Source organism: Dietzia massiliensis (genome assembly GCF_018390595.1).
Classification (GTDB): domain Bacteria; phylum Actinomycetota; class Actinomycetes; order Mycobacteriales; family Mycobacteriaceae; genus Dietzia; species Dietzia massiliensis.
This window is the reverse complement of record NZ_JAHBAV010000007.1, coordinates 56,748-83,339: the sequence shown is the minus strand read 5'-3', so window position 1 is coordinate 83,339 and position 26,592 is coordinate 56,748. Positions and strand designations below refer to the sequence as shown.

At 72.5% G+C, this 26,592-nt stretch carries 21 protein-coding genes; 5 read left to right on the top strand and 16 right to left on the bottom strand.

What is annotated here, in order from left to right; all coding sequences use genetic code 11:
• Positions 1-133: 133 nt before the first annotated feature.
• The 5 genes from gatB to gatC form a co-directional block, all read right to left on the bottom strand.
• Positions 134-1,615 carry an Asp-tRNA(Asn)/Glu-tRNA(Gln) amidotransferase subunit GatB gene (gene gatB / locus KHA85_RS03425; RefSeq protein ID WP_213184804.1) on the bottom strand — a complete coding sequence of 494 codons (1,482 nt, stop codon included), beginning with the start codon at positions 1,613-1,615 and terminating at the stop codon, positions 134-136.
• 10 nt (positions 1,616-1,625) lie between these two features.
• Positions 1,626-2,660, bottom strand: a complete 1,035-nt coding sequence (locus KHA85_RS03420; RefSeq protein ID WP_007634007.1) for an ATP-dependent 6-phosphofructokinase — start codon at positions 2,658-2,660, stop codon at positions 1,626-1,628.
• Positions 2,661-2,752: 92 nt separating this feature from the next.
• Positions 2,753-4,153 (bottom strand): DHA2 family efflux MFS transporter permease subunit, encoded by a 1,401-nt coding sequence (locus KHA85_RS03415; RefSeq protein WP_007634008.1) that lies wholly within the window; start codon positions 4,151-4,153, stop codon positions 2,753-2,755.
• Positions 4,150-5,604: an Asp-tRNA(Asn)/Glu-tRNA(Gln) amidotransferase subunit GatA gene (gene gatA / locus KHA85_RS03410; protein WP_213184803.1), complete on the bottom strand. Its 1,455-nt coding sequence runs from the start codon at positions 5,602-5,604 to the stop codon at positions 4,150-4,152. The genes KHA85_RS03415 and gatA overlap by 4 nt, the downstream gene beginning before the upstream one ends.
• Complete coding sequence (gatC, locus tag KHA85_RS03405; RefSeq protein ID WP_007634017.1) at positions 5,601-5,900, bottom strand: Asp-tRNA(Asn)/Glu-tRNA(Gln) amidotransferase subunit GatC; 300 nt, start codon at positions 5,898-5,900, stop codon at positions 5,601-5,603. The genes gatA and gatC overlap by 4 nt, the downstream gene beginning before the upstream one ends.
• Positions 5,901-5,977: 77 nt before the next feature.
• Here gatC and KHA85_RS03400 point away from each other — a divergent pair, with 77 nt between their 5' ends.
• Positions 5,978-6,631 carry an ACT domain-containing protein gene (locus tag KHA85_RS03400; protein WP_043569170.1) on the top strand — a complete coding sequence of 218 codons (654 nt, stop codon included), beginning with the start codon at positions 5,978-5,980 and terminating at the stop codon, positions 6,629-6,631.
• A 9-nt stretch (positions 6,632-6,640) separates the two neighbouring features.
• Here the strand turns inward: KHA85_RS03400 and ligA are convergent, their stop codons facing one another.
• Positions 6,641-8,821, bottom strand: coding sequence for an NAD-dependent DNA ligase LigA (gene ligA / locus KHA85_RS03395; RefSeq protein ID WP_213184802.1), 2,181 nt, complete (start codon positions 8,819-8,821; stop codon positions 6,641-6,643).
• Between the two features lie 69 nt (positions 8,822-8,890).
• Here ligA and KHA85_RS03390 point away from each other — a divergent pair, with 69 nt between their 5' ends.
• Complete coding sequence (locus tag KHA85_RS03390; RefSeq protein WP_213184801.1) at positions 8,891-9,586, top strand: exonuclease domain-containing protein; 696 nt, start codon at positions 8,891-8,893, stop codon at positions 9,584-9,586.
• A gap of 10 nt (positions 9,587-9,596) precedes the next feature.
• Here the strand turns inward: KHA85_RS03390 and KHA85_RS03385 are convergent, their stop codons facing one another.
• The 6 genes from KHA85_RS03385 to KHA85_RS03360 form a co-directional block, all read right to left on the bottom strand.
• Entirely contained in the window at positions 9,597-10,685 is a 1,089-nt protein-coding gene (locus KHA85_RS03385) for a uroporphyrinogen decarboxylase/cobalamine-independent methonine synthase family protein (protein ID WP_308936845.1), read from the bottom strand.
• Complete coding sequence (mnmA, locus tag KHA85_RS03380; protein WP_213184800.1) at positions 10,682-11,812, bottom strand: tRNA 2-thiouridine(34) synthase MnmA; 1,131 nt, start codon at positions 11,810-11,812, stop codon at positions 10,682-10,684. The genes KHA85_RS03385 and mnmA overlap by 4 nt, the downstream gene beginning before the upstream one ends.
• A complete protein-coding gene (locus KHA85_RS03375) occupies positions 11,809-13,005 on the bottom strand; it encodes a cysteine desulfurase family protein (protein ID WP_213184799.1) in 1,197 nt (398 codons plus the stop codon). Before KHA85_RS03375 ends, mnmA begins: the two co-directional genes overlap by 4 nt.
• A 93-nt stretch (positions 13,006-13,098) precedes the next feature.
• On the bottom strand, positions 13,099-14,049 hold the full coding sequence (locus tag KHA85_RS03370) for an electron transfer flavoprotein subunit alpha/FixB family protein (RefSeq protein ID WP_007629328.1): 951 nt from the start codon (positions 14,047-14,049) through the stop codon (positions 13,099-13,101).
• A 52-nt stretch (positions 14,050-14,101) separates the two neighbouring features.
• Positions 14,102-14,887 carry an electron transfer flavoprotein subunit beta/FixA family protein gene (locus tag KHA85_RS03365; RefSeq protein ID WP_007629330.1) on the bottom strand — a complete coding sequence of 262 codons (786 nt, stop codon included), beginning with the start codon at positions 14,885-14,887 and terminating at the stop codon, positions 14,102-14,104.
• A gap of 129 nt (positions 14,888-15,016) precedes the next feature.
• A complete protein-coding gene (locus KHA85_RS03360) occupies positions 15,017-16,648 on the bottom strand; it encodes an AMP-binding protein (RefSeq protein WP_061229418.1) in 1,632 nt (543 codons plus the stop codon).
• 179 nt (positions 16,649-16,827) lie between these two features.
• Between KHA85_RS03360 and KHA85_RS03355 the strand changes: the two genes are divergently transcribed.
• Positions 16,828-18,186: an outer membrane protein assembly factor BamB family protein gene (locus KHA85_RS03355; protein ID WP_213184798.1), complete on the top strand. Its 1,359-nt coding sequence runs from the start codon at positions 16,828-16,830 to the stop codon at positions 18,184-18,186.
• On the opposite strand, the gene KHA85_RS03350 is transcribed toward KHA85_RS03355, so the two are convergent.
• Genes KHA85_RS03350 through KHA85_RS03340 form a run of 3 tightly spaced genes read right to left on the bottom strand, consistent with a single transcriptional unit; the run spans position 18,171 to position 21,026 of the window.
• A complete protein-coding gene (locus tag KHA85_RS03350; RefSeq protein WP_213184797.1) occupies positions 18,171-19,400 on the bottom strand; it encodes a THUMP-like domain-containing protein in 1,230 nt (409 codons plus the stop codon). The two genes, KHA85_RS03355 and KHA85_RS03350, sit on opposite strands and share 16 nt — an antisense overlap.
• Before the next feature lie 10 nt (positions 19,401-19,410).
• The gene (locus tag KHA85_RS03345; protein ID WP_236885104.1) at positions 19,411-20,187 is read right to left on the bottom strand and encodes an NUDIX hydrolase; all 777 of its coding nucleotides are present in this window, start codon (positions 20,185-20,187) and stop codon (positions 19,411-19,413) included.
• Positions 20,184-21,026, bottom strand: a complete 843-nt coding sequence (locus KHA85_RS03340; RefSeq protein WP_007627594.1) for an ABC transporter ATP-binding protein — start codon at positions 21,024-21,026, stop codon at positions 20,184-20,186. The genes KHA85_RS03345 and KHA85_RS03340 overlap by 4 nt, the downstream gene beginning before the upstream one ends.
• Positions 21,027-21,182: 156 nt before the next feature.
• On the opposite strand from KHA85_RS03340, the gene KHA85_RS03335 reads away from it, so the two are divergent.
• Positions 21,183-23,201, top strand: coding sequence for a maltotransferase domain-containing protein (locus tag KHA85_RS03335; protein ID WP_213184796.1), 2,019 nt, complete (start codon positions 21,183-21,185; stop codon positions 23,199-23,201).
• A gap of 11 nt (positions 23,202-23,212) precedes the next feature.
• Positions 23,213-25,531: a 1,4-alpha-glucan branching protein GlgB gene (gene glgB / locus KHA85_RS03330; protein WP_213184795.1), complete on the top strand. Its 2,319-nt coding sequence runs from the start codon at positions 23,213-23,215 to the stop codon at positions 25,529-25,531.
• An 88-nt stretch (positions 25,532-25,619) separates the two neighbouring features.
• On the opposite strand, the gene KHA85_RS03325 is transcribed toward glgB, so the two are convergent.
• On the bottom strand, positions 25,620-26,564 hold the full coding sequence (locus KHA85_RS03325) for a tetratricopeptide repeat protein (protein WP_007627604.1): 945 nt from the start codon (positions 26,562-26,564) through the stop codon (positions 25,620-25,622).
• Positions 26,565-26,592 lie beyond the last annotated feature (28 nt).

Sequence of the window (26,592 nt, the reverse complement as noted above, 5' to 3'; positions counted from 1 at the left end):
CGACCGACTCATCGCCGACGACGGCCACCTCACCAACCCACCCGGCGCCGAACGCGACGGACCCCGCCCTGCCTGATCGGCGGGGCGAGGTCCGGACGTGAGGGACGACCGACGGAGTAGCCGGTTGTACCGCCTAGCTACAGGCGGCGATCACCAACTCCTTCACGCGAGCCGGATCCGCCTGGCCGCGGGTGACCTTCATGACCGCACCGACAATCGCGCCTGCGGCCTGCACCTTGCCGGAGCGGATCTTGTCCGCGATGTCCGGCTGAGCGGCGAGCGCATCGTCGACTGCCTTCTGGAGCGCCGAGTCGTCGCGGACCACCTCGAGACCCTTGTCCGCCACGATCTGATCGGGCTCGCCTTCACCGTCGAGGACCGCGTCAACGACCTGTCGGCCCAGCTTGTTGGTGAGCTTGCCCTCGGCGACCAGCTCGATGACCCGCGCCAACTGCGTCGGCGTGATGGCGAGGGCGTCCAGTTCGACGCCCCTCTTGTTGGCCTGCTGCGTCAGGTAGGACACCCACCACGACCGGGCCTCGGCGGGCGGCGCGCCGGCATCGACAGTGGCGAGGATGAGGTCCAGGGCGCCGGCGTTGACGAGATCGCGCATCTCCTCGTCCGACACGCCCCAGTCCGCCTGCACGCGCGCCCGACGCACCCACGGCAGTTCCGGCAGCGTCGCGCGGATCGACTCGATGAGCTCCTCCGTCGGCTCGACGGGCGCCAGATCCGGCTCGGGGAAGTAGCGGTAGTCCTCGGCCGACTCCTTCGGGCGACCGGCGGTCGTCGTGCCGTCCGACTCGTGGAAATGCCGGGTCTCCAGGACGACCTCGCCGCCCGACGTCAGTACGTCCGCCTGGCGGCACATCTCGTGGCGCACCGCGATCTCGACGCTGCGCAGGGAGTTGACGTTCTTGGTCTCGGTGCGGGTGCCGAACTCGGTGGCGCCCTTGGGCATCAGGGAGACGTTCGCGTCGCAGCGCATCGACCCCTGATCCATCCGGACGTCGGACACGTCGAGGCTCTTGAGAAGGTCACGCAGCGCCGACACGTAGGCGCGCGCGATCTCGGGGGCCCGCTCCCCCGCCCCGACGATCGGCTTGGACACGATCTCGATGAGCGGCACGCCCGCACGGTTGAAGTCCAGCAGCGAGTGCGTGGCGCCGTGGATGCGTCCGGTCGCCGAGCCCACATGCGTGGACTTCCCGGTGTCCTCCTCCATGTGGGCGCGCTCGATGTCCACGCGCCAGGTGGAGCCGTCCTCGAGCTGGACGTCGAGGTAACCATCGTGGGCGATCGGCTCGTCGTACTGCGAGATCTGGTAGTTCTTCGGCTGATCCGGGTAGAAATAGTTCTTCCGCGCGAACCGGCTGTACGGCGCGATCGAGCAGTTCAGCGCGAGACCGATCTTGATGGCCCACTCCACCGCCTGCCGATTGGCGACCGGCAACGCGCCCGGCAGGCCGATGCACACCGGACACACCTGCGTGTTGGGCTCGGCCCCGAACGCGGTCGGACACCCGCAGAACATCTTGGTGTTGGTGTGCAGCTCGACGTGCACCTCCATACCCATGACGGGATCGAAACGTGACACGACCTCGGTGAACTCCATGCCGAACAATCTAGCCGAAGAGGCAGGCGGCCTCGCGGTAGCGGTCCTCCGGAACGGTCTTGAGCACCGACACGGCCTCCTCGACCGGCACCATCGCGATCGACTCCCCGCGCAACGCCACGATCTGGCCGAAATCCCCGCGGTGCACGGCGTGCGCCGCGTGCACCCCGAACCGCGTCGCCAGGTTGCGGTCGTAGGCGGTCGGCGTGCCACCCCGCTGGATGTGGCCCAGCACCGTGGTGCGGACGTCGCGGTTCATGCGTTCACGGATCGCCGTCGCCATCTGCTCCGCGACCCCGGTGAAGACCTCGTGTCCGAACTGGTCGGTGCCACCCTCGCGCAGGGTCATCCCGGAGCCCTCGACGGGCGTCGCGCCCTCGGCGACCACGCAGATGCCGTAGGCCTCCCCCATCTGGAAGCGACGCTTCATCACCTTGCACACGTAGTCGATGTCGAACGGGACCTCCGGGATCACGATCATGTGAGCCCCCGAGGCGAGCCCGGCGTGCAGAGCTATCCACCCGGCGTGGCGGCCCATCACCTCGACCAGCATGACCCGCTCGTGCGACTCGGCTGTCGTGTGCAGACGGTCGATGGCGTCCGAGGCGATCGATACGGCCGTGTCGAAGCCGAAGGTGTAGTCCGTGCCGCCGACGTCATTGTCGATGGTCTTCGGCACGCCCACGACGGGGATTCCGTTCTCGGTGAGCCACCGGGCGGCCTTGAGCGTCCCGTCGCCGCCGATCGCCACCAGCGCGTCCAGGGCGTGCCGCTCGAGCGTCCGACGGATCTCCGGGAGGCTGGCCATCAGAACGTCCGGGTTGAGTCGGCCGGTCCCGAGGATCGTGCCACCGCGGAGCAGGATCCGGTCGATGCCCTCGTCGTCGAACAATGGGACCGCACGGTCCTCCACCAGGCCGGACCACCCGTCCTGGAAGCCCAGGACCGGCGAGTCGTACTCGGAGTTGGCGGTGCGGACCAGGGCGCGGATCACCGCGTTGAGGCCCGGGCAGTCGCCGCCGGCGGTGAGGACACCTATACGCACGTCGAGCTCCTCTCGGTTCCCCCGCAGTCTAGGGGCGCACGGCCTCCCGCCGCGCGGGTCACCTCGCCGCGCCGGTCACCTCGCCGAGCGGGTCACCTCGCCGGGCTGGTCGACGGCTCCGCGAGCGACCGATCGCCCGTCTTGAACGCCATCGTGGCGAGGCCGCCGAGAAGGACGACCACCGCGGGGAGGAACATCGAGTCAGCGACCGCCTGTCCGATGTCCCCGTGCGCGACCTGGCGGGCCTGCATGAGCGCGCCGATCGCGGCGGAACCCAGCACTGCGCCGACCTGACGAGTGGTGTTGTACACACCCGACCCGGCTCCCGCGGAGGCCAGCTCGAGGCGGCGCATGGCGGTGGAGGACGTCGGCGCCCACACACACCCGTTGGCCACCCCCATCAGAGCGATCGGGCCGAGCAGGACGAGCACCGGCGTCTGCGAGTCCATCACCAGCGCCAGCCAGAACAGGGAGATCGCGAAGGAGAAGTACCCGACGCCCGTGAAGATCCGCGGGTCCAGGCGGTCGGCCCACCGGCCCACGGCCGGCGCGAGGACACCGGCGACCAGGGCCATCGGCAGCAGCATGAGCCCGGCACGCGTCGGGGTCAGCTCCTTGACCCCCTGGAGGTAGAACATGAGCGGCACCATGGTCCCCGCGGTGACGAACCCGATCGTCGACACGCCGAACGTGCCGATCGAGAAGTTGCGGTCGCGGAACAACCGTAGAGGCACCAGTGGCTCGGTACGCACGCGCGACTGCCACCACACGAACAGGGCGAGCCCCACGACGCCGGCCACGATCAGCGCCGCGGTCGTTCCGCCCCAGCCGTGCGACTCGCCCTGCTGGATGCCGAACACCAGCAGGAACATGCCGATCGCCGACAGCACGATTCCGGGCACGTCGTAAGAGCGCGTGCGCGTCTCCAGTACCGGCACCCACAGCCACACCAGCACCACGGCGAGCACGCCGAACGGGATGTTGACGAAGAAGATCCACCGCCAGTCGAAGGCGTCGATCAGCACGCCGCCGAACACCGGGCCGACCACCGAGGCGATCCCGGCCACGGCGCCCCACGTGCCCATGGCCGCACCGCGGCGCTCGGGCGCGAAGACGCGCGTGATCACGCTCAGCGACTGCGGCGTCAGGAGCGCGGCACCGACGCCCTGGAACACCCGGGCGACGATGAGCATCTCGACGTTCGGGGCGAGGCCGCACCACAGCGAGGCCCCGGTGAACACCACCAGGCCGGCGATCGCGACCGTGCGCGGCCCGATCTGGTCCCCGAGCCGCCCGGTGAACAGCAGCGGGACCACGTACGCCAGCAGGTAGGCGCTCGTCACCCAGATCACCTGGTTGGTGCTGGCACCGAGCTGGGTGACGAACGCGTCGGTGGCCACGGCGACGATCGTCTGGTCCACCAGGATCATGAAGAACCCGATGACCAGGGCCGCGAGGGCCTTCCAGGCGTCCCGCTCGGGGACCGTGGTCACGCTATCGCGCCTCTCGCGGCCTCGTACGCGGCGCCCACCCGGTAGAGGCGGTCGTCGGCGAGCGCCGGCGCCATGATCTGCAGGCCCGCGGGCAGACCGTCGACCAGACCGGACGGCACGGACATGCCACAGTGCCCGGCGAGGTTGAGCGGCAGCGTGCACAGGTCGAACTGGTACATCGCGACCGGGTCCTCGACCTTGTCCCCCAGCGGGAACGCGGTCGTCGGCGTGGTGGGCGAGACGAGGACGTCCACCTTCTCGTAGGCGGCGTCGAAGTCGCGCGCGATGAGCGTGCGCACCTTCTGCGCCTGGCCGTAGAAGGCGTCGTAGTAGCCGGCGGACAGCGCGTAGGTGCCCAGCATGATGCGGCGCTTGACCTCCGGCCCGAAGCCGGCCTCGCGACTCGCGGCCATGACCTGGTCGGCCGAGCCCTCGCCGGTCCGCAGGCCGTAGCGCATCGCGTCGAAGCGCGCGAGGTTGCTGGAGACCTCGGACGGGAGGATGAGGTAGTAGGCGGGCAGGGCGTAGCGGAAGTTGGGACAGGAGACCTCGACGATCTCGGCGCCCAGCTCTCGCAGGGTGTCGACCGCGGCGCGGAATGACGCCTCGACGCCGGGCTGGTAGCCCTCCCCCGAGAACTCCGAGACCACGCCGACGCGCAGCCCGGTCAGGTCGCCCTTCGCGCCCTCGCGGGCGGCCCCGACGACATCCGGGGTCGCCACATCGAGGCTCGTGGAGTCGCGCGGGTCGTGCCCGGCGATCACCTGGTGCAGCAGGGCGGTGTCCTCGACGGTGCGGCCGCAGGGCCCGCCCTGGTCGAGCGAGGAGGCGCAGGCCACGAGGCCGTAGCGCGAGACGGTGCCGTACGTGGGCTTGACGCCGACCGTCGCGGTGAGCGCGGCGGGCTGGCGGATCGACCCACCGGTGTCGGTGCCGATGGCGAGCGGGGCCTGGTGGGACGCGAGCGCCGCGGCGGAACCGCCGCCCGAGCCGCCCGGCGTACGGCTGGGGTCCCAGGGGTTGCGGGTCGGCCCGTACGCGGAGTTCTCGGTGGAGGACCCCATGGCGAACTCGTCCATGTTGGTCTTGCCGAGGATCGGGATACCCGCCTCCCGCAGCCGGCCCGTCACGGTCGCGTCGTACGGCGAGCGGTACCCCTCGAGGATCCGGGAACCGCACGTGGTGGGGGCGTCGGTGGTGGTGAAGACGTCCTTCAGGGCGATGGGCACGCCGGCCAGCGGGCCGAGCTCTTCACCGGCGGCCAGGCGGGAGTCGACGTCCCGGGCCGCCGCGAGGGCCTCGTCGGCGCCCACGTGCAGGAAGGCGTTGATCTCGCCGTCGACCTCGTCGATCCGGTCCAGGTGCGCACGGGTGACCTCCTCCGAGGACACCTCCCGCGCGGCGATCCGGCCCGCCAGCTCTGCGGCGGTGGCGGTGGTGAGCTCGGTCATGCGTCCTCTCCCAGGATCTGCGGGACCTCGAATCGCTGCTCGTCGGAGGCCGGGGCCTGGTCGAGCGCCTGCTCCGGCGTCAGTCCCGGGGTGACCACGTCGTCCCGGTACACGTTGGTGATCGCGGTGGGGTGGCTCATCGCCGGGACGTCGTCCGCGGCGACCTCGGAGACGGCCTGCACGTGGTCGAGGATGTCGGTGAGCTGCTGTGCGAACGAATCCAGCTCGGCGTCGCTCAGTTCCAGGCGGGAGAGCCTGGCCAGATGCGCGACGTCCCCGCGTGAGATCGAGGTCACGTGCCTGCCCCTTTCCGTGGCGTGGTCGGTACCGGCCCAGCCTAGTCAGGCCGCGGGGGTGCGGCACAATGGGCGTCATGTCTTATCTCCTCCGCGTCATGTTGCCCGACCGACCGGGCAGCCTCGGCTCCCTCGCGGTGGCCCTGGGAACCGTTGACGCGGACATCGTCAGCCTCGACGTCGTGGACCGTTTCGACGGTGTCGCGGTCGACGACATCGTCGTGGACGTCCCCCACGGCACCTTCCCCGACACCCTCATCACGGCGGCCGAGCGGCTCGACGGCGTGGTCGTGGACTCCCTGCGTCCGTTCGGCGGGATCCTCGACGCCCATCGCGAGCTCGAGCTGATCGACGCGGTCGCCGGGGCGGGCGCCGGGGCCGCGCAGATGCTCGCCGACGAGATCCCCGCCGCGCTGCGCGTCGGCTGGGCGCTGGTGCTGGAGGTGACCGGCGACGCGACGTGTCGGCTGGTGGCGCGCGGGGAGTCCGCGCCGATGTGGGAGGGGGGCGAGGTCCCCGTCGTCTGCGGCCTGGCTCGCGTCACCGCACTGGATGACGACGACGAGGTCCCGGCCGAATGGACGGCGATGGACACCGCGCTGGCGGCGGCGCCCCTGAACGCCGGGCACGTCCTGGTGGTCGGTCGGCCCGGCGGCCCGTCGTTCCGGCCGTCGGAGATCGCCCGTCTCGGCTACCTCACGGGGATTCTGCGCTCGCTGCACGCCGGCTGAGGCGCGTCGTCACCGGTCGACGTCGTCAGTGTCCGGATCCGCGGTTCCCGCCGGGGCGGGCCCGTTCTCCATGAGCTCGACGAAGCCCGCCTCGTCGAGGATGGTCAGACCCAGCTCCTCGGCCTTCGCCGCCTTCGAGCCCGGGTTATCGCCCACCACCACGTAATCAGTCTTCTTGGACACCGACCCCGAGGCCTTGCCGCCCCGGGCGATGATGGCCTCCTTGATGCCGTCGCGGGTGAAGCCCTCGAGGGAGCCCGTGGCGACGATCGTCAGCCCCTCGAGCGTGCGCGGGATCGACTCGTCCCGCTCATCCGCCATCGAGACGCCGGCCGCCGCCCACCGGTCGACGATCTCGCGATGCCAGTCGACGCCGAACCACTCGACCACCGACGCGGCGATCGTCTGACCCACGCCGTCGGTCTCGGCCAGCTCCTCCTCGGATGCCGCGCGGATGGCCTCCATCGTCCCGAACCTGGTCGCGAGGGCCCGCGCCGCCGTGGGGCCGACATGTCGGATCGACAGGGCGACCAGGACCCGCCACAGCGGCCGGTCCTTCGCGGCGGCGAGGTTGGCCAGCAGCTTGCGTCCGTTCTCGGTGAGCACGGTCCGCTCGGGCTCGGCCCCCTCCTCGATCTGCTTCCGCGTCGCCTTCTCGGTACGGGTGTAGAGGTGCGTGCGGAGGAGGTCGGCCTCGGTGAGATCGAAGAGCCCGGCCTCGTTCTCGAGCACCCCACTGGCGAGGAGGTCGGACGCGCCCTCGTATCCGAGTGCCTCGATGTCCAGGGCGTTGCGGGAGGCGAGGTAGAACAGCCGCTCGCGCAACTGGGCGGGGCACGACCGCTGGTTGGGGCACCGCCAGTCGGCGTCGCCCTCACGGGCGGGTGCCAGGACGGTGTCACATTCGGGGCAGCGCTCGGGGAAGACGAACTCGCGCTCGGTCCCGTCGCGGCGCTCGACCACGGGGCCGAGGACCTCGGGGATCACGTCGCCGGCCTTGCGGATCACGACCGTGTCGCCGATGAGCACACCCTTGCGGATCACCTCGGTCTGGTTGTGGAGCGTCGCGAGCGAGACCGTCGACCCCGCGACGAGGACCGGCTCCATGTAGGCGAACGGGGTCACACGCCCGGTCCGGCCGACGGAGACCCGGATGTCGAGGAGCTCGGTCATGACCTCCTCGGGCGGGTACTTGTAGGCGATCGCCCACCGCGGGGCCCGGGAGGTCTGGCCGAGGCGACGCTGGACGGCGCGGTCGTCGATCTTCACGACGAGTCCGTCGATCTCGTGCTCGGGGTCGCTGCGGTGCTCACCCCAGTACCGCATCCGCTCGACCACCTCCTCGACCCCGGTCGCGGGCGCGGTGTGCGGGGAGACCGGCAGGCCCCAGTCCACCAGGGCGAGGTAGACGTCGTGGAGACTCTCGAACGTCGCCCCCTCCACCGCCCCGAGCCCGTGGCAGTACATGCCGAGACGACGTTGTGCGGTGATGGCGGGGTTCTTCTGCCGCAGCGACCCGGCGGCGCTGTTGCGGGGGTTGGCGAACGGCGCCTTGCCCTCGGCCACCAGCCGGGCGTTGAGCTCGGCGAAGTCCTCGAGGCGGAAGAAGACCTCCCCGCGGACCTCCAGAAGCGAGGGCACCGGCCGGTCCGGCGTCGGGGTGAGGGTGACCGGGATGTCCTCGATCGTGCGGGCGTTGAGGGTGACGTCCTCACCGGTCCGCCCGTCGCCGCGGGTGGCCGCGCTGACCAGCTTCCCGTCGCGGTAGACCAGATCCAGGGCCACGCCGTCGATCTTCACCTCGCACAGGAACGGCAGCCGGTCCTCGGGCACACCGGCCTGCTCGACCGCGGAGGCGACCCAGTCGCGCAGCTCCTCCTCGGAGAAGACGTTGTCGAGACTGGTCATCCGCTCCAGGTGCTCGACCGGGGCGAAGTCGGTGGAGAACCCGCCGCCGACCAACTGCGTGGGCGAGTCGGCGGTACGCAGTGCCGGGTACTTCTCCTCGAGCGCCTGCAGTTCTCCGAAGAGCCGGTCGAACTCGGCGTCGGAGACGATCGGCGCGTCCTTGACGTAGTAGCGGAACTGATGGTCGCGGACGGTCTCCGCGAGCTCGGTCCACTCCTGCCGGATCTCCGGCGGGATGTCCCCGGTGCCGACGGGCTCGGTGCTGTCGCTCGCTTGGCTCACAGTGACAGGTTATGTCGCACGCGGCCGCGACGCCTCCGCGGTGTCGGAGCGCTGGCCTACGGTGAGCCCATGACCAACGACATCACGCTCCCCGTTTCCATCGACCGGAACCGCCTGCTGGCTTTCGACCTCGAGACGACCGGCCCCGACCCGCGCACGGCCCACGTCGTGACCTCGGCCCTGATCGAGATCGACGGGCCACGCAAGAGGGAACGGAACTGGCTGGCCGATCCCGGTATCGAGATCCCCGAGGGAGCGACCGCTGTCCACGGCATCACCACCGCCCACGCGAGGGAACACGGTAGGCCCCACGCGGAGGTCATCGCGGAGACCGTGGAGGCCATCCGGCAGGGATGGCGCGACGGCCGCACGCTCGTGGTGTTCAACGCGTGCTACGACCTGACGATTTTGCGCCGGTGGCACCCGACCTTCGAGGTGGCCGGCCCGGTCATCGATCCGTATGTCGTCGACCGTGCCGTCGATCCCTTCCGCAAGGGCAAGCGCACGTTGGAGGCGCTGTGCGGTCAGCACGGGGTGCGCCTCGACGCCGCGCACGAGGCGGCCGCGGACGCGCTCGCGGCCGCGCGCCTGGCGTGGAAGATGCTGGGGACGCAACAGGAGTTGTCCGACTGTGACTGGCGCGAGTCCAACGCGCAGCAGGCCCGGTGGCACGAGGCGCGCCAGCGGGACTTCGCCGCCTACCTCGAACGCTGCGGGAAGGACGCGTCCGACGTCAACACCCTGTGGCCGATGGCGACCGTCTAGGCCCGGTCGGTCACTCGGCCATGCGGGGAGCGGTGTCCGCGACGAGTCTGGCTCCGCGGAGTGCCGCGGCGGCCACGGACGCGGCGACGACCTCGTCAGCCGTCGGCGTGAGCACGATTAAGGGCAGGCCCGAGTGGGCTGGCGCCCCGAGCCGGTCGAGCAGTGCCAACAACTCCGCTGCGGGCCGTTCGGCCTCGGTGGATGTCAGCGGCGGTCCGCCGGCACCGGGCAGACCCTCCAACTGGAGGGTGCGGCCATCCCCCAGCAGGGTGCCGGCGGCGTCCAGGGCGGCGTGTGACCGCGCGGAGTACAGCGGTGAGGCGGCTAGGCACGCGCCGTCGAGAGGCGTCTCGCCCCGGGGCGGCTCGGCGATGACGGACCAGACCGGCGGAGCGCCGGGGTCCGATGTCACGGGGACACGCACCATGACCTCGGCGGCGCCGGCGCGGCGCAGGGCGTCCCCGAAGCGGCACAGCGACAGGGCGAGCTGGTCCGCGGGGACGGCCGCGATCGGGTCGAGACGGCTGGGGGACTGCACCGTCCCGGCGGCCACCTTCCAGAGCAGTGGCTCGTCGAGCAGGACGCGGGCGCCCGCGCGCAGTCGGCCCGCGAGCCGCGCGGCGAGGGCTCCCGCGCCCTCGCCGAGGGAGGCCGCCAGGTCGCGTCGGGCACCGCGGTCGGACAGGACCGGCATCCCGCCGGGCAGTTCCACCTGCGCCGCGAGCGACCACGGGCCCACGATCCGCACCTGGAGCCGACGACGGGCGGGCTCGGGCACCTCCTCGGGGTCCCTCGCCAGCTCGTCGGCCTCCTCGAGGGCGTCGCCGTCCCGGTCGAGGTGGTCTGCGGCCCGCCGGGCGAGACGACCCGGCGAATCCGCGAGTCGCCACCCGCGCGGGGTGACGTCCGTGGGCAGGTCGGCGAGCGTCGCGAGGGTGCGGCCGATCGCGTCCGCGCCGGGGCCCCGGTCCGGCAGCTCCGGCAGGAACGGCAGGGAGTGGCACTCCCCCATCACGACGCGGGCCGCCTCGCGGGGATCGGTGCCGGGCATCGGGCCGGGCCCGGTGCTGGACGGAGCGGGGCCCGCCTCCGGCGTCACACCGCCTCCGTCGCCGGGCGGGAGGCGGAGATGGTGCCGCTGCCCAGGACGCGGTCGCCGTCGGGCTCGGAGCGGTACAAAACGGCGGCCTGCCCGGGCGCGACCCCGCGGACCGGCTCGTGCAGGGTGATCTCGAGAGTGGCGTCCGCTCCGTCCCCGATGCGCCGGACGTGGGCCGGGGTGGCCTCGCCGTGCGCGCGGATCTGGACGTGGCAGTCGGTCTCGCGGATGTCGTCGTCGACCAGCCAGTACGGCGAGGTGGCCGTCATGGCGACGGACAGCAGGTGAGCGGCACCGCCGACGGTAACCGTGCCGCTGTCGGCGTCGATCGCGGTGACGTACCGGGGGCGGCCGTCGGCCGCGGGCCCCTGCACGCCGAGCCCCTTGCGCTGGCCGATGGTGAACCCGTGGATCCCGTCGTGGCGGCCGAGCTCGTCACCGGTGTCGGCGTCGACGACCGCGCCGGGACGCACCCCGATGCGGGCCCCGAGGAACGCGCGCGTGTCGCCGGACGGGATGAAGCAGATGTCGTGGCTGTCGGGCTTGGTGGCCACCGGCAGGCCCGCCGCCTCCGCCTCGGCGCGGACCTGCGACTTGAGCGAGTCCCCCAGCGGGAACATCGAGTGGGCGAGCTGCTCGGGGGTGAGCACGCCGAGGACGTAGGACTGGTCCTTGGCCGCGTCGACCGCCCGGCGCAGGACGGGTCGGCGGGAGCCGTCGGGGAGCTCCTCGGTCGACAGCCGGGCGTAGTGTCCGGTCGCGACGGCGTCGAACCCGAGCGCCATGCCGCGCTCGAGCAGCGCCTCGAACTTGATTCGCTCGTTGCAGCGCAGGCACGGGTTGGGCGTCTCCCCGCGGGCATAGGACTCGACGAAGTCGTCGATGACGTCGGCCCGGAACCGCTCGGCGAAGTCCCAGACGTAGAAGGGGATCCCCAGCAGGTCGGCGACGCGGCGTGCGTCTCCGGCGTCCTCGCGCGAGCAGCAGCCCCGGGATCCGGTCCGCAGGGTCGCCGGATCGCTGCTGAGGGCCAGGTGCACGCCCACGACCTCGTGGCCGGCGGCAACGGCTCGGGCGGCGGCCACGGCGGAGTCCACTCCCCCGCTCATCGCGGCGAGCACTCTCATGATGCGCTCACCCCGGCGCGGGCCAGGCCGAGGCCCGCGACGCGGGCGCGGTCGGCGGCGGGGCCCAGGGCGGCGATAGCGGCGTCGATGTCGGCCTCGGTGGTCGTGTACCCCAGGCTGAGCCGCAGGCTGCTCCGAGCCGAGGCGTCGTCGGCGCCGAGGGCGAGCAGGACGTGACTGGGCTCGGCGACCCCGGCGGTGCACGCGGAGCCGGTCGAGCACTCGATCCCGGCGGCGTCCAACAGGAGGATGAGCGACTCCCCGGAGCATCCGGGGAAGGTGATGTTGGCGATCCCCGGGAGGCGCTCGCCGCCCCCGTTGGCGATAGCACCGGGGACCGCGGCGAGCACGCCGTCGATCAGCCGGTCCCGCAGCGCGGTCAGCCGCCGCGTCTCGGCCTCCATCTCGCGGACGGCCTCGTCGAGTGCCACGGCCATGGCGACGACACCGGGGACGTCCACCGACCCGGAGCGCAGATCGCGCTCCTGCCCGCCGCCGAAGCCGATCGGAACGCATTCGGCGCCCCGGTCGAGGATCAGGGCGCCCACCCCGAGCGGGCCCCCGAACTTGTGGGCGGACAGGCTCAGAGAGGTGACGCCGAGGGCGGCGAAGTCCACCGGCACGTGCCCCACGGCCTGGACGGCGTCGGTGTGGACCGCGGCGCCGACCGCGCGGGCGTGCCCGGCGACCGCCGAGACGTCCCCGAGGGTGCCGATCTCGTTGTTGGCCAGCATCGTCGCGACGAGCGCGAGGCGGGGGCCGGCCTCCTCGGCGAGCTCGCGGACGGTGTCGGGAACGACGGCGCCGTGTGCGTCGACGGGCAGCAGCCGGATCTCCTTTTCTCCCCCGCGCCCGGTCGCCAGATGGGCGGCGGCGTCGAGCACGGAGTGGTGCTCGGTGGCGCCGACGGCGACGAGATCGCCGTCGTGAGCGGCAGCCTGGCCGAGGATCGCGAGGTTGTCGGACTCGGTGCCGCCGGAGGTGAACACCACCTCCGAGGGGCGACACCCGAGGTGGTGGGCGAGCGACTCGCGGGCCTCCTCGACGCGTCGCCGCGCGCGGCGACCGGAGCCGTGGAGCGAGGAGGCGTTGCCGACCACCGAGGCCGCCTCGGCGTAGGCGGCGACGGCCGCCGGACGCATCGGGGTGGTCGCGGCGTGGTCCAGATAGTGCACGGGGCGCAAGGTGGGCATATCGCAGGCAAGGATACGCCCGGATGCGCCGGACCCCGGCACCGCAGGGGTGCCGGGGTCCGGGTCGCGTCCGTCAGACACGGTGTGCGGGGCTCACTTGCGGGCGTTGATGGCCTCGGTGAGCTGCGGGGCGACGTTGAACAGGTCGCCGACGATGCCGTAGTCCGCGATCTCGAAGATCGGGGCCTCCTCGTCCTTGTTCACCGCGACGATCGTCTTGGACGTCTGCATGCCGGCGCGGTGCTGGATGGCGCCGGAGATGCCCAGGGCGATGTACAGCTGCGGCGACACGGTCTTGCCGGTCTGGCCGACCTGGAACTGGCCCGGGTAGTAGCCCGAGTCGACGGCGGCGCGGGAGGCGCCGACCGCACCCTTGAGGGAATCGGCGAGCGGCTCGACGACCTCCTCGAACTTCTCGGCCGAGCCGACACCGCGGCCACCGGAGACGACGACGGTCGCCTCGGTGAGCTCGGGGCGGTCGCCACCGACGATCGGGTTGCGCGAGGTGATCTTCGCGGCGTTCTCGGGCTCGGGGACCTGGACCTCGACGACCTCGCCCGCGCCCGCGGCCGGGGACGCCTCGACGGAGCCGGGACGGACCGTGTAGATCGGGGTGTCGCCGGAGACGGTGGCCTCGACGGTGTAGGCGCCACCGAAGATCGAGTGGACGGCGGAGCCGTCCTCGCGGATCTCGATGACGTCGGTGAGGACGCCCGAGCCGGTGCGGGCCGCGAGACGGCCCGCGACCTCCTTGCCCTCGAACGTGGCGGCCAGGACGATCGCGGCGGCGCCCTGCTCGGCGAGGCCGGCCAGGACGTCGACCTTGGGGGTGACGAGGTAGTTCTGCACCGCGTCGCCCTCGGCGACGTAGATCTTCTCCGCGCCGGCCTCCTTGAGGGCGTCGGTGAGCGCGGCGGCGGTGCCGGTCTCGCCGAACACGACGGCGGACGGCTCGCCGAGCGCGCGGGCGGCGGTCAGCAGCTCGTTGGTGACCTTCTTGAGTTCGCCGTCGACGTGCTCGACCGCGACGAGGACTTCAGCCATGGTGGGTTCTCCTTGAAAAAGACTGTGATGAGTCGGTCGGGGTGAGCTCGCGTCAGATGAGCTTCTGCGCCACGAGGTACTTGGCGATGTCGTTGCCGCCCTCGCCCTCGTCGACGACCTTCTCACCGGCCGCACGCGGCGGCTTGGGGGCGGAGGAGGTCACGGTCGACGCGGCGTTGTCCTTGCCGACCTGGCCGGCCTCGACGTTCGCGTCGGCCAGGGTGAGGACCTCGACCGGCTTCTTCTTGGCGGCCATGATGCCCTTGAAGGACGGGAACCGCGGCTCGTTGATCTTCTCGCCGACCGACACGACGCACGGAAGGGAGGCCTCGACCTCGAAGATGCCCTCGTCGGTCTCGCGCTCGCCCCGGGCCACGCCGTCGGCGATCTCGAGGGTGCGCATGTGGGTGAGCTGGGGCAGGCCCAGGTACTCGGCGAGGATGGCCGGGACGGCACCCATGCGGCCGTCGGTGGCCTCGTTGCCGGCGATGACCAGCTCGGTGCCCTCGATGGTGCCCAGCACGTTGGCCAGGGCCCACGCGGTCTGGACGACGTCGGAACCGTGGAGGCCCTCGTCGTTGAGGTGGACCGCCTTGTCGGCACCCATCGACAGGGCCTTGCGGATGGCCTCGGTGGCGCGATCCGGTCCGGCGCACAGGACGGTTACCTCGCCGCCGTTGGCCTCCTTGATCTGGAGCGCCTGCTCGACGGCCTTCTCGTTGATCTCGTCCAGGACCGCGTCCGCGGCCTCGCGGTCCAGGGTGTAGTCCCCGTCCGAGAGCTTGCGCTCGGAATAGGTGTCGGGAACCTGCTTGATCAGTACGACGATGTTCGTCATGGGCCTGCGTCGACCTCCTGCGAGTCGGGGCGGGGTGCGCCCCCGTCATGACCGGGCGCACCGGATTGTGGTCCTACCTGACACAATAACGGCACCGGCACCACGGTGGCGGGGCCGGGTTCGCCCGCCTCAGTTGATCCGCTTCTCCCAGCCCGCCCACGCGGCGTCGCGCAGTTCGTTCTTGCGCACCTTGCCGGTGGACGTCCGGGGCAGCGCCTCGGTGAGCTCCACCGCGCCGGGGACCTTGTATCGGGCGATCTTCGTGCGGCAGTGCTCGATCACGCCGGCCTCGTCGAGCTGCGACCCCGGCCGCACCACCACGTAGGCCTTGGGCCGCTCGCCCCACTTCTCGTCGGGCATGGACACCACGGCGCAGTCCACGACGTCGGGGTGGGAGACGATCGCCTGCTCGACCTCGATCGTGGAGATGTTCTCGCCGCCGGAGACCACCACGTCCTTGGCGCGGTCGAGCAGCTGCACGTATCCGTCGGGGTGCATCACGCCGAGGTCACCTGAGTGGAACCAGCCCCCGGCGAACGCGGCGGCGGTGGCCTCGGGGTCGTTGAAGTAGCCCTTCATGACGCCGTTGCCGGTCATCACGACCTCGCCCATCGTCACGCCGTCGGCGGGCACGTCGATCAGACGGGTCTCCCCGGGCGAGGTCCGCTCGACCACGCGCACGGTGTCGGCGTGGATCATCGCGACGCCCTGGCGGGACTTGAGGCCGGCACGCTCGTCGGGGTCGAGATCGGCCCAGCCGGGCTGCGGGGTGCACACGGTGAAGGGGCCGTAGGTCTCGGTGAGGCCGTACACCTGGGTGACGTCGATCCCGAGCTCCTCGAAGCGGCGCAGGATGGTCGGCGAGGGCGGCGCCCCGGCGGTGATCATGCGGATCCCCTCGATCGGCCGGGCGGCCGGGTCGTCCGCGATGGTGCTCAACACGGCGGGGGCACCGGCGAGGCGGTTGATCCCCTCGTCGTCGAACAGTCTCCAGATGTCCTCCCCGCGGACGGCGCGCAGACACACGTGGGTGCCCCGCGCACCGGTCAGCGCCCAGGTGGTGCACCAGCCGTTGCAGTGGAACATCGGCAGGGTCCACAGGTACCGCGAGTCGGCGTCGAGGTCCTGGGTGATGATCTCGCCGAGCGCGTTGAGGTAGGCGCCGCGGTGGGTGTACATGACGCCCTTGGGGCGACCGGTCGTGCCGGAGGTGTAGTTGACGGCGATGACGGAGTCCTCGTCGGCGACGGTCCACGGCACGGGCTGCGGCGAGGCGTTCGCGAGGCCCTCCTCGAGGGCCTCGGCACGCGGGCCGAAGCGGGACGCGTCGGGCTGCGTGCCGTCGGCGTCGGGCGCGACGAGGAGCAGCCGCAGCGCGTCGGGGACCTCGTCGCCCAGGCCGGCGAGCAGGTCGGCGTCGGCGATGAGCACCTCGATGCCGGCGTGGTCGACGATGTAGGCGATCTCGGCCGGGGCCAGACGGGTGTTGAGTGCGACCACGGCTCCGCCGGCCAGCGGGACGGCGAACTGGGCGAGCAGGGCCTCCGCGGAGTTGGGGGCGAGGACGCCGACGCGGTCGCCGCGCGCGACGCCGCGCATCTTCAGCAGCGAGGCAAGTCTGGTAGCCCGGTCGGCGAACTCGGCGTAGGTCTGGCGCCGCGGGCCGTCCACCACCGCGGTCGCGTCGGGCGAGACGCGCGCGGCCTTCTCCAGGAAGCTCAGCGGGGTCAGCGCGGTGTCGAGTCCGGAGTTCGCTGTCATCGGGGTGTCCGCCTTCCGTCGGGCCGGGGCCGGGGCTGGTGCCCTCGCCGGCAGGGTGAGTGTCGTCACGGTATCGGCGGAGCGCGCTCCGCGAGTGGCGGTTCCCCCGGGCGTACCCCTGGGTCGCCGGGCGCTCGGACTACGCTTACGCCCTGATCACTCTTTCGACGGGGGGACCTGTGGCACCGGCATCGTTACCGCGCACCGTGCGGTCCCTGGTCGTGGCCGGGCTCGCCCTGGGCGTGGTCTCGGGCTGCGCGTCGGACACGCCGAGCGGGGGCGCGCGCCTCGGCCAGGCCGCGAGCTGGTCGTCGGTGGCCGGTGGCCCGCCGAACTCGTCGCGGGCGCACGCCGGGGTGTCGGACTCCCCCGAGCTGCTCTGGTCGCGCACGCTGGGCGCCCCGGCGATCGGGGTGGCCTCCTCCGACGGGATCGGCACGTCGTTCCAGGCGACGGTCTCCGAGCGCGGCTGCAACCTCTTCGCCCTGACCGCCGACGACGGCCGCAAGCGGTGGTGCTCGCGTATGCCGACGGACGGCCCGCGCATCACGGCGACGGTCGACGGGCGCGGGTCACTGTTCGTCCCGGCGTACGGCGGGGTCGCGGCGGTGGCCGCCGAGGGCGAGAACCGGTGGTTCGCCGCCACCCGCGGCGTGCCGACCACCGTGACGTTGATGGACAACCGCCACCTGCTGCTCGTCTCCCACCTCGGGGTCGCGCGTGTAGTCAACGCCCACACGGGTCTGGACGTCACCCCCGAGCTGCGTCTCACCGGTGACGTCGTGACGGACGATCCGGCCTACGGTCTGCCGTGGTGCGCCACCGGCGCGCGGGGGTGTCCGGTGCCGGCGACCGCGGCCGTGGACACCGACGCGGCCACGGCGTACCTCACCGCGTGGACGCCGGGCGCGGCGGAGCCGGAGCTGGTCGCCGTGCGGTTGGTCGGTGGCGACGCGCCCGCCCTGGAGGTCCTGTGGCGCGTCCCCCTGGCCGAGGGTCGGCTGGGCGTGCCGGTGGTCCTGTCGGGTGACCGGGACGAGGTCTACGTGCACGCCGCGGACGGCGCCCTCGCCGCGTACCGGGCGGCCGACGGCGCCGAACTGTGGTCGGCGCCGGTCGGGTACCGCCCGGACGCCTCGCCGGCGTTGCTGCCCGACGGCACCCTCGTCACCGCGGGGCGCACGACGACCGTGTGGAGGGGTCCCGACGACGAGCACGACGACGACGCGGGCCCGGCGCCCGTGGTGGCCGTCCGCCCGGTCGACGGGACCGGCCGCGAGGTCTGGCGCCGGGACGATCTGCAGCAGCTCACCAACCCTGCCGCGACCCCGGACGGGCAGGTGATCGTAGCCGTGCGCGCGGGCGGTGGCGGGGGCGAGCCCGGCATCGCCGTGCACGTGCTCGACGGCGGCGACGGGCGGACCGTCCACCGGCTCGAGGTGCCCGCGGCGTCGGGTCCCGTGTCGGGGCTCAGCGTCGATTCGGACGGTCGGATCGCGTTGACGACCGCGATGGGCGCGGTCTACATGTTCGGCTGATCCCCGGTGGCCCGTGTCCGGGGCCCGCACACGAACACCACGGCCGACGTGCCGATGCGGGTGACCACCAGCGCGAGCGGCCGCGACCCCGACAGCGACAGCGAGCGACGCAGCACGTCCGGATCGGTGTCGACGCCGCGCACGAGGATCTCCAGCGACCCGCAGTCCCGCGCGCGCAGGGCGCGACGCAGCTGCTTGCGGTCCAGCCGACACCGCTCGAGCACCTCGAACCCGCTGTGGCCCGGAGGGATCCGCGGGCCGGTCAGGTGCGCGATCCGCGGGTCGAGCTGACGGAGCCCGTGTCTGCGGGCCCAGTGCCGCACGAGCCCCGCCCGGACGACCGCCCCGTCCGGGTCCACGATGAACCGCTCGGGTTCGGGGTGGGCGGCGACCTCGTCGTCGTCGCCGTCGGTCACCTCCTCCACGTGCACGGCGACACCGTCCGCGGTCAGGCGCGCCGGTCCCCACGGGCCCGGCGCCCGGGCGGCGGCGGTGCGCACGACCGTCGCGCGTCTCCGTACGCCCCCGGCCAGGCCCGACGACCACAGGCAGGCCTCGCGTACCGAGCCGTCGAGGGAGACCAGCTCGACCTCGCCCTCGTGGCCGAGGGCGGAGGTGTCGAGTCCGGGCGCGCACTTGATGACGTGGTCGCGGTCCGTGGCCACGGCGAGGAGGTCCTGCAGCGGTGGGCTGAGCTGCGCCGGGTCGTGGATGCGGCGTCCCCCGGCGCGGCGGGCGGGATCGGCCACCAGCACGGCGTCGCGGCTCGGCGGCGCGAGCGCGTCCGCCACACACACCAGCGCCCCGGGGACGTTGTGGGCGGCCATCCGCGCGCGCACCGGGTCGAGGTCCGAGCCGATCACGCGGCCGGCCGTGCGGACGAGCTCGGTGAGCTCGGCGCCGACCGAGCACGTCACGTCGTGGACGTCCCGGCCCGCCAGGCGTTCGGCGCGGAGGGCGGCGACGGGCCAGGCCGTGGCCTGCTGCACCGCCTCGTCGGTGAGAAGCATCGCCCCCGCCCCGCGGATCCGGCCGTGCGCGCGGGCACGGGCGGTGACGACGTCGATCGCTGCGGCCGCGTGCTCGGCGTCCGCGCGGCGCACGGTCGCCGTCGAGGACACGACGTGGGCCCGCGACCAGTCGAGCCCGGCGGCGAGCTCGATCAGGTCGCGGCCGGCGTCGGTGCGCAGGAAGTCGAGGTCCTCGGGGGTCACCGCCGCAAGGTTAGTTCCCGCCGGGCGCGATGGCCCGTTCGGTGGCCAGCACCTCGGCGACGTCCGCGGCTCCCGCGAGGTCGGACAGCACGTCGAGGGTCGGCCGGAGCATCCCGAGGTGCCCGAGGACGCCGGCCTGGGCGGCGTCGTCGGCGCGGATCCACTCGGCGGCCCGGGCCTCGCTCGTCCCGCCGTCCGGTTCCGCCCCCTCCGGCAGTGCGGCCACGAAGAACAGCGTGTCATAGCGCCGCGGCGGCCCGACCGGGGTCGTCCAGCGGTCCCACGGCCGCAGCAGGTGCGCGGACAGCACCAGGCCGTGCGCGGCCAGGAGCGAGTCGAGGTCGCCGTGCCCCGCGTCGAGCGCGCGCCGCTCGGCGACGCCGGGCGGCGCCGGGGGCGGAGTGGCGCCCGCCGGCTCGGCGAGCAGGACGCCGGTCTCCTCGAACAGCTCGCGGGCCACGCCCCGGACCGCCGCGGCGGCGCGGCCTTCGTCGATGCCGAACCGGTCGGCCCACCACCGCGGCTCGGGCCCGCGCCGGGGCCGCGTGCCGTGGTGGTCGCGGGGCTCCCCCCCGCCGCCGGGGAACACCGACATACCCGCCGCGAACTGCATCGTCGACACGCGGTGCTGCAGGAACACCTCGACTCCCCCGCCGACCCGGGCGTCGCGGATCAGGGCGACCGTCGCCGCCTCGCGGATCGGGACCGCCCCCGGCTCATAGGCCGCAGGAGCGTCGCCGCCGCCCACCACGCGCGACGACCCGGACGAGCCCGCCACCCCGGTCATCCCCGTCGGTGCCGGCCCGATCGCCGGGCACGGCGGGCGAAGTAGCGGCCGTCGATCGCGTCGACCGTGATCGACTGCGCGAAGGCCCGGCTGAGGTTCTCGGAGGTGATCACGTCGTCGATGAGCCCCATGGCGGTCACCTCGCCCTCCGCCAGCAGCATGGCGTGGGTGAAGCCCGGGGGGATCTCCTCGACGTGGTGGGTCACCAGGACCGTCGCGGGGGCGTCCGGGTCCATGGCCATGTCCCCGAGCCGGGCCACCAGGTCCTCGCGCCCGCCGAGGTCCAGACCGGCGCCCGGCTCGTCGAGCAGCAGCAGCTCGGGGTCGGTCATCATGGCGCGCGCGATGAGCACGCGCTTGCGCTCGCCCTCCGAGAGGGTGCCCCACGTCCGGTCCGCGAGGTGCTCGGCGCCGATCGACTCGAGCGTGTCGGCCGCCCGCTCGAAATCCTGCTCGTCGTACTTCTCGCGCCAGCGACCCAGGACCGCGTACCCGGCCGAGATGACGAGGTCGCTCACCACCTCGTCGCCGGGGATCCGGCCCGCCACGGCGACCGACGACAGGCCGACCCGGCTGCGCAGCTCGGTCACCTCGGTCCGACCGAGCTGCTCGCCGAGGATGACCGCGGTACCGGTGCTCGGGTACTCCAACGCCGAGGCGATCCTCAGCAACGAGGTCTTGCCCGCGCCGTTGGGGCCAAGCACCACCCACCTCTCGTCGAGTTCGACCTGCCAGGTCAGTGGCCCCACGAGGGTCTTGCCGTCGCGCCGGAGCGAGACGTCACGCAGGTCGAGGACGAGGTCGGGGTCGATGTCGATGGCGGTGCTCACGACGCCCATCTAACCGGTTATCGCGGCCCCGGGTGGGGAGGAACACGGCTCGCGCGGGTTAACCGGAGATGACGGCCCTGAAGGATCGGCCCGACTTCGCTAGCGTCGTCGGTGACGGACGTCGCCACTTCGCGGCGCCGACCCGCAGCCGGAAGGAGCACCGACGTGAACGACCGTCTTGCCATCGATGAGGTCCGTCCCCTCGTCTCCTGCGGGAGGTTCCCGTCGAAATCGGTGGTCGGCGAGATCCTGCCGATCTCGGCCATCGTCTGGAGGGAGGGGCACGACGCCCTGTCCGCCAGCCTCGTGGTCCGGCGACCCGGCGGCCTCTCCTCGCGCACCACCATGGCGCCCGGGGCCGAACCCGACACCGTGCACGCCCTGCTGCCCACCGACGTGCCCGGCATGTGGTCGTTCCGCGTGGAGGCGTGGTCCGACCCCTTCGCCACCTGGCGCAGCGGCATCACCAAGAAGATGGACGCGGGCCAGGACGCCGACGTGCTGGGCAACGAGTTCGAGGTGGGCGCGCGAGTGCTCGACCTCGCGGTCACCCGGGCCACCACCGCCGGCGAGGCGGACCGGGCCGCCCTGCTCTCGAGGGCCGCCGACGCGCTGCGCGGTGACGGCGACGCGGCCACCCGCACGGAGCGGGCCCTGTCGGCGGAGGTCGCCGCGGCGCTCGCCGCCGACCCGGTGCGCGAGCTGGTCACCGTCGGGCAGACCCACCGGGTGTGGGTCGATCGCCGCGAGGCCCAGTTCAGCTCCTGGTACGAGTTCTTCCCCCGATCCACCGGCGGCTGGGACGCCGAGGGCCGGCCCGTCCACGGCACCTTCGCCACGTCGCGGGCATACATCGACCACGCAGCCGACCTCGGGTTCGACGTAGTGTACCTGCCGCCCATCCACCCGATCGGGGAGATCAACCGCAAGGGCCGCAACAACACGCTGACACCCGATCCGGACGACGTGGGATCCCCGTGGGCCATCGGCTCACGGGACGGCGGCCACGACGCGGTGCACCCCGACCTCGGCACGACCGAGGACTTCCGCGGGCTCGTCGAGTACGCGGGCGAACGCGGTGTCGAGGTCGCGCTCGACCTCGCGCTGCAGTGCGCCCCCGACCACCCGTGGGCCGCCGAGCACCCCGAGTGGTTCACCGTCCTGCCCGACGGGCACATCGCCTACGCCGAGAACCCGCCCAAGAAGTACCAGGACATCTACCCGATCAACTTCGACAACGACCCCGAGGGCATCTACGCCGAGGTGCTGCGCGTGGTCAGGCACTGGACGTCACTGGGCGTGCGGATCTTCCGCGTGGACAACCCGCACACCAAGCCCGCGGACTTCTGGAACCGGCTCATCAGCGAGGTCAAGCGCACCGAGCCCGACGTGCTGTTCCTCGCCGAGGCGTTCACCCGACCGGCCCGGCTGTTCGGGCTCGCCAAACGCGGGTTCTCGCAGTCGTACACGTACTTCACGTGGAAGACCACCAAGGCCGATCTGGCCGAGTTCTGCGAGCAGCTGCTGGCCCACGTCGACGAGGCGCGGCCCAACATGTTCACCAACACCCCGGACATCCTGCACGAGTCGCTCCAGCGCGGCGGCCCGGCGATGTTCGCGATCCGCGCCGCCCTCGCCGCGACCCTCTCGCCCGCCTGGGGCGTGTACTCGGGCTTCGAGCTCTACGAGTGGCAGCCCGTCACCGAGGGCAGTGAGGAGTACCTCGACTCGGAGAAGTACCAACTGCGACCCCGCGACTTCGCGGCCGCCGAGGCCGCCGGACAGTCGCTGGCGCCCTGGCTGCGCGCGCTCAACCGGATCCGGCGCGAGCACCCCGCGCTCCAGCAGCTGCGGACCCTGCACTTCCACGACGTCGACAACGACCGGATCATCGCCTACTCCAAGATCGATCCCGCCACCGGCGACACCGTTCTGACCGTGGTCACCCTGGACTCCCTCGGCGTCCAGGAGGGCACCCTCCACCTGGACATGGCGGCGCTCGGTTACGACGACGACGCCCGGTTCAGCGTGCGCGACGAGGTGTCGGGCAACGAGTTCCACTGGGGGTCGAGCAACTACGTCCGGCTCGAGCCGTGGTCCGCGGTCGCGCACATCGTCTCGATCCCACCCTGCTCCGAAGCACGTAGGGTCGAACTGTCCTACCGAACGCACACCGTGGATTGAGGCGAACGACCATGGGAAAGCACAAGAAGCAGGACCCCGCGACCGCCCGGCCCCGGCCGGAGAAGACCTCGTCGTCGTCGCCGTCATCCCCGGCGACCCGCGCGACACCCGGGCCGGCCGCGACCCCCGTACCGGACGCGGCGCCGCGGCCCACACCCCTCACCGGCGAGGTCCTCGGTCGGCTCCGCGCGGGCACCCACCACGATCCCCACTCGGTCTACGGCACGCACCGCGACGGCGACGGTTCCGTCGTGCGCACCATGCAGCCGGGTGCGGTGTCCGTCGAGATCGACTTCGGTGACCGGACGGTCCCGATGGAACCCGTCTCCGACGGGCTGTTCGAGGCCGCCCTGCCCGAGGCCGAGGTCCCCGACTACCGCTTCCGCGTCGCCTACCCGGACGGCCACACCCGCACCGTCGCCGACGGCTACCGGTTCCTGCCGACCCTGGGCGAGGTCGACCTGCACCTCATCGGTGAGGGACGCCACGAGCGCCTCTGGGACGTGCTCGGTGCGCACGTCCGCACCTACGACTCCCCCGGCGGGCCGGTCACCGGGACGTCCTTCGCCGTGTGGGCGCCCAACGCCCGCGGCGTCAGCGTGGTCGGCGACTTCTGCGGCTGGAACCCCGTGGCGCTGCCCATGCGCTCGATCGGCTCCTCCGGCGTGTGGGAACTGTTCGTCCCCGACGTCGGCGACGGCGCCGTCTACAAGTACCGCGTCCGGGGTGCCGACGGGCGGACAGTCGACCACGCCGACCCCATGGCCGTCGCGACCGAGGTGCCCCCCGCCACCGGGTCGAAGGTGTTCACCTCCGCCTACGAGTGGAACGACGACGAGTGGATCGCCGCCCGCGCCACCCGCGACCACTCGCGCTCCCCGATGACCATCCTCGAGGTCCACGTCGGCTCCTGGCGCCCCGGCCTCGACTACCGCGAGTTCGCGCACCAACTCGCCGAGCACGTCCTCTCCACCGGGTTCACACACGTGGAACTGATGCCCGTCGCCGAGCACCCGTTCGGCGGCTCGTGGGGCTACCAGGTGTCCGGCTACTTCGCCCCCACCAGTCGGTTCGGCTCCCCGGACGACCTGCGCTACGTGATCGACCACCTGCACTCACACGGCATCGGCGTCCTGGTGGACTGGGTCCCCGCGCACTTCCCCAAGGACGAGTGGTCCCTCGGCCGGTTCGACGGCACCCCGCTGTACGAGCACGGCGATCCCCGGCGCGGCGAACAGCCCGACTGGGGCACCTACGTGTTCGACTTCGGCCGGCGGGAGGTCCGCAACTTCCTCGTCGCCAACGCCCTGTACTGGGCCGACGAGTTCCACGTCGACGGCCTCCGTGTGGACGCCGTCGCCTCGATGCTCTACCTCGACTACTCCCGCGACGAGGGACAGTGGACGCCCAACATCCACGGCGGCCGCGAGAACCTCGAGGCCATCTCGTTCCTCCAGGAGGTCAACGCCACGGTCCACCGCAAGCACCCCGGCGTCCTCACCGTCGCCGAGGAGTCCACCTCGTGGGGCGGCGTCACCGCCCCCACCTACACCGGCGGCCTCGGCTTCTCCATGAAGTGGAACATGGGTTGGATGAACGACACCCTCCAGTACGTGGGCCTGGACCCGATCTACCGCGGCTACCACCACGGCGAGATCACCTTCTCGCTCATGTACGCCTGGAGCGAGCGCTTCGTCCTCCCCCTCAGCCACGACGAGGTCGTCCACGGGAAGGGCTCCATGTGGGAGCGCATGCCCGGCTCCTCGTGGGACCGCGCCGCCGGGATCCGCAGCCTCTACGCCTACATGTGGGCCCACCCCGGTAAGAAGCTCCTCTTCCAGGGACTCGAATTCGGCCAGACCACCGAGTGGAACGCCGAGCGCGGGGTCGCGTGGGACGACCTCGAGGGCTGGGAGGGCGAGTACCACCGCGGCATCCGCGACTGCGTGCGCGACCTCAACGCCCGCTACGCCGAGAACCCCGGTCTGTGGGCGCTCGACGACGACCCCTCGGGCTTCTCGTGGATCGACGCCAACGACTCCGAGCACAACACGCTGTCGTTCCTGCGGACCGACCACGACGGCAGCACCATCGCGTGTGTCGTGAACTTCTCCGGCGCGCCTCTCGGCGACTACCGCATCGGCCTCCCCGAGGGCGGGTACTGGGAGGAGATCCTCAACACGGATGCCGAGGCCTACGAGGGGTCCGGCGCCGGCAACTACGGCGGCGTCCACGCCGAGCAGATCTCCCACCACGGGCGGCCCTACTCCGCCGCGATCACGGTCGGCTCCCGCGCGACCGTGTGGTTCCGCCACACCCCCACCGGATAGCGGAGAGCCGTCGGCGGCCCCGGGCAGGGGCCCGCCGACGGCTCGACGCGGGGCACCGGCGGCCCGACGCGGGGCCACCGGTGATGCGTCAGTACAGGGCGCTCGCCAGGTCGCGGCGCGCGGCCAGCACCCGCGGATCATCCGCCGGCAGCGCGTCGAGGAGCTCGAGCAGCCTCGCACGCAGGGCGGCACGGTCGTCGCCGGTGGTGACGCGGACGGCGCCGACCAACCCGGAGAAGGCGGTCTCGTACTCGCCGGCCACAAGCGCCGCGTCCGCGGCCCGCAGCGCCTCGGGCACCGCACCCTCGCCCGCGTCCGCGTCCTCCGACACGCGCCGCGCCGCCCGGACGTACCGCAGCGCCTCGACGAGCGTGTGATCGCCCGGGCGCGCGTCCACGAGCGCGGTGAAGCGCTCCTCGGCGGCCGCGAGATCCCCCTCTGCCAACGCCTCCTCCGCGGCGTCCCGCTCGGGATCCGACGCCTCGTCCGGCTCGGTCTCCCCGGTCTCCGGGGCCGGCCCGCTCAGCTTGCCTTCGGTCGCGCGGAGCACGGCCGCGAGCCACTGGCGGAGGGCGTCCTCGGGCTGCTCGCCCTCGAAGTCCGCGAGCGGCCGCCCGGCCGCGACGGCGTAGACCGTCGGCACCGCGCGCGCCTGGAGGGCCTGCGCGATGCCCGGAGCCACGTCGACGTCGACCGTCGCGTGCACCCACTGGCCCCCGGCCTCCTCGGCCAGGGCCGCCAGCGTCGCCGTCAGCGCGGTCGGCGCCCGCTGCGACACGAGTTCGAGTATCACCGGCACCTGGGCGGAGCGGACGAGGACCTCCTGCTCGAAGGAGGCCTCGTCCACCTCCACCCGCACCCGCGACCCCCCGTCCTGCGGCGGACCGCCCTGACCCGGGGCGCGACCGGGGGCGGCCGCGTCCCGGCGGGTCTCGGCTCGCTTCTTCAGGCCGGAGAGATCGACGGCGCCGGCGAGCGACGCCGCGAGCTTCTGCTCGGCGGCGGACGGGGGTCGGTTACCTGGTCTCGTCACGTCTCCGATCCTTCCACGATGCCCGGAC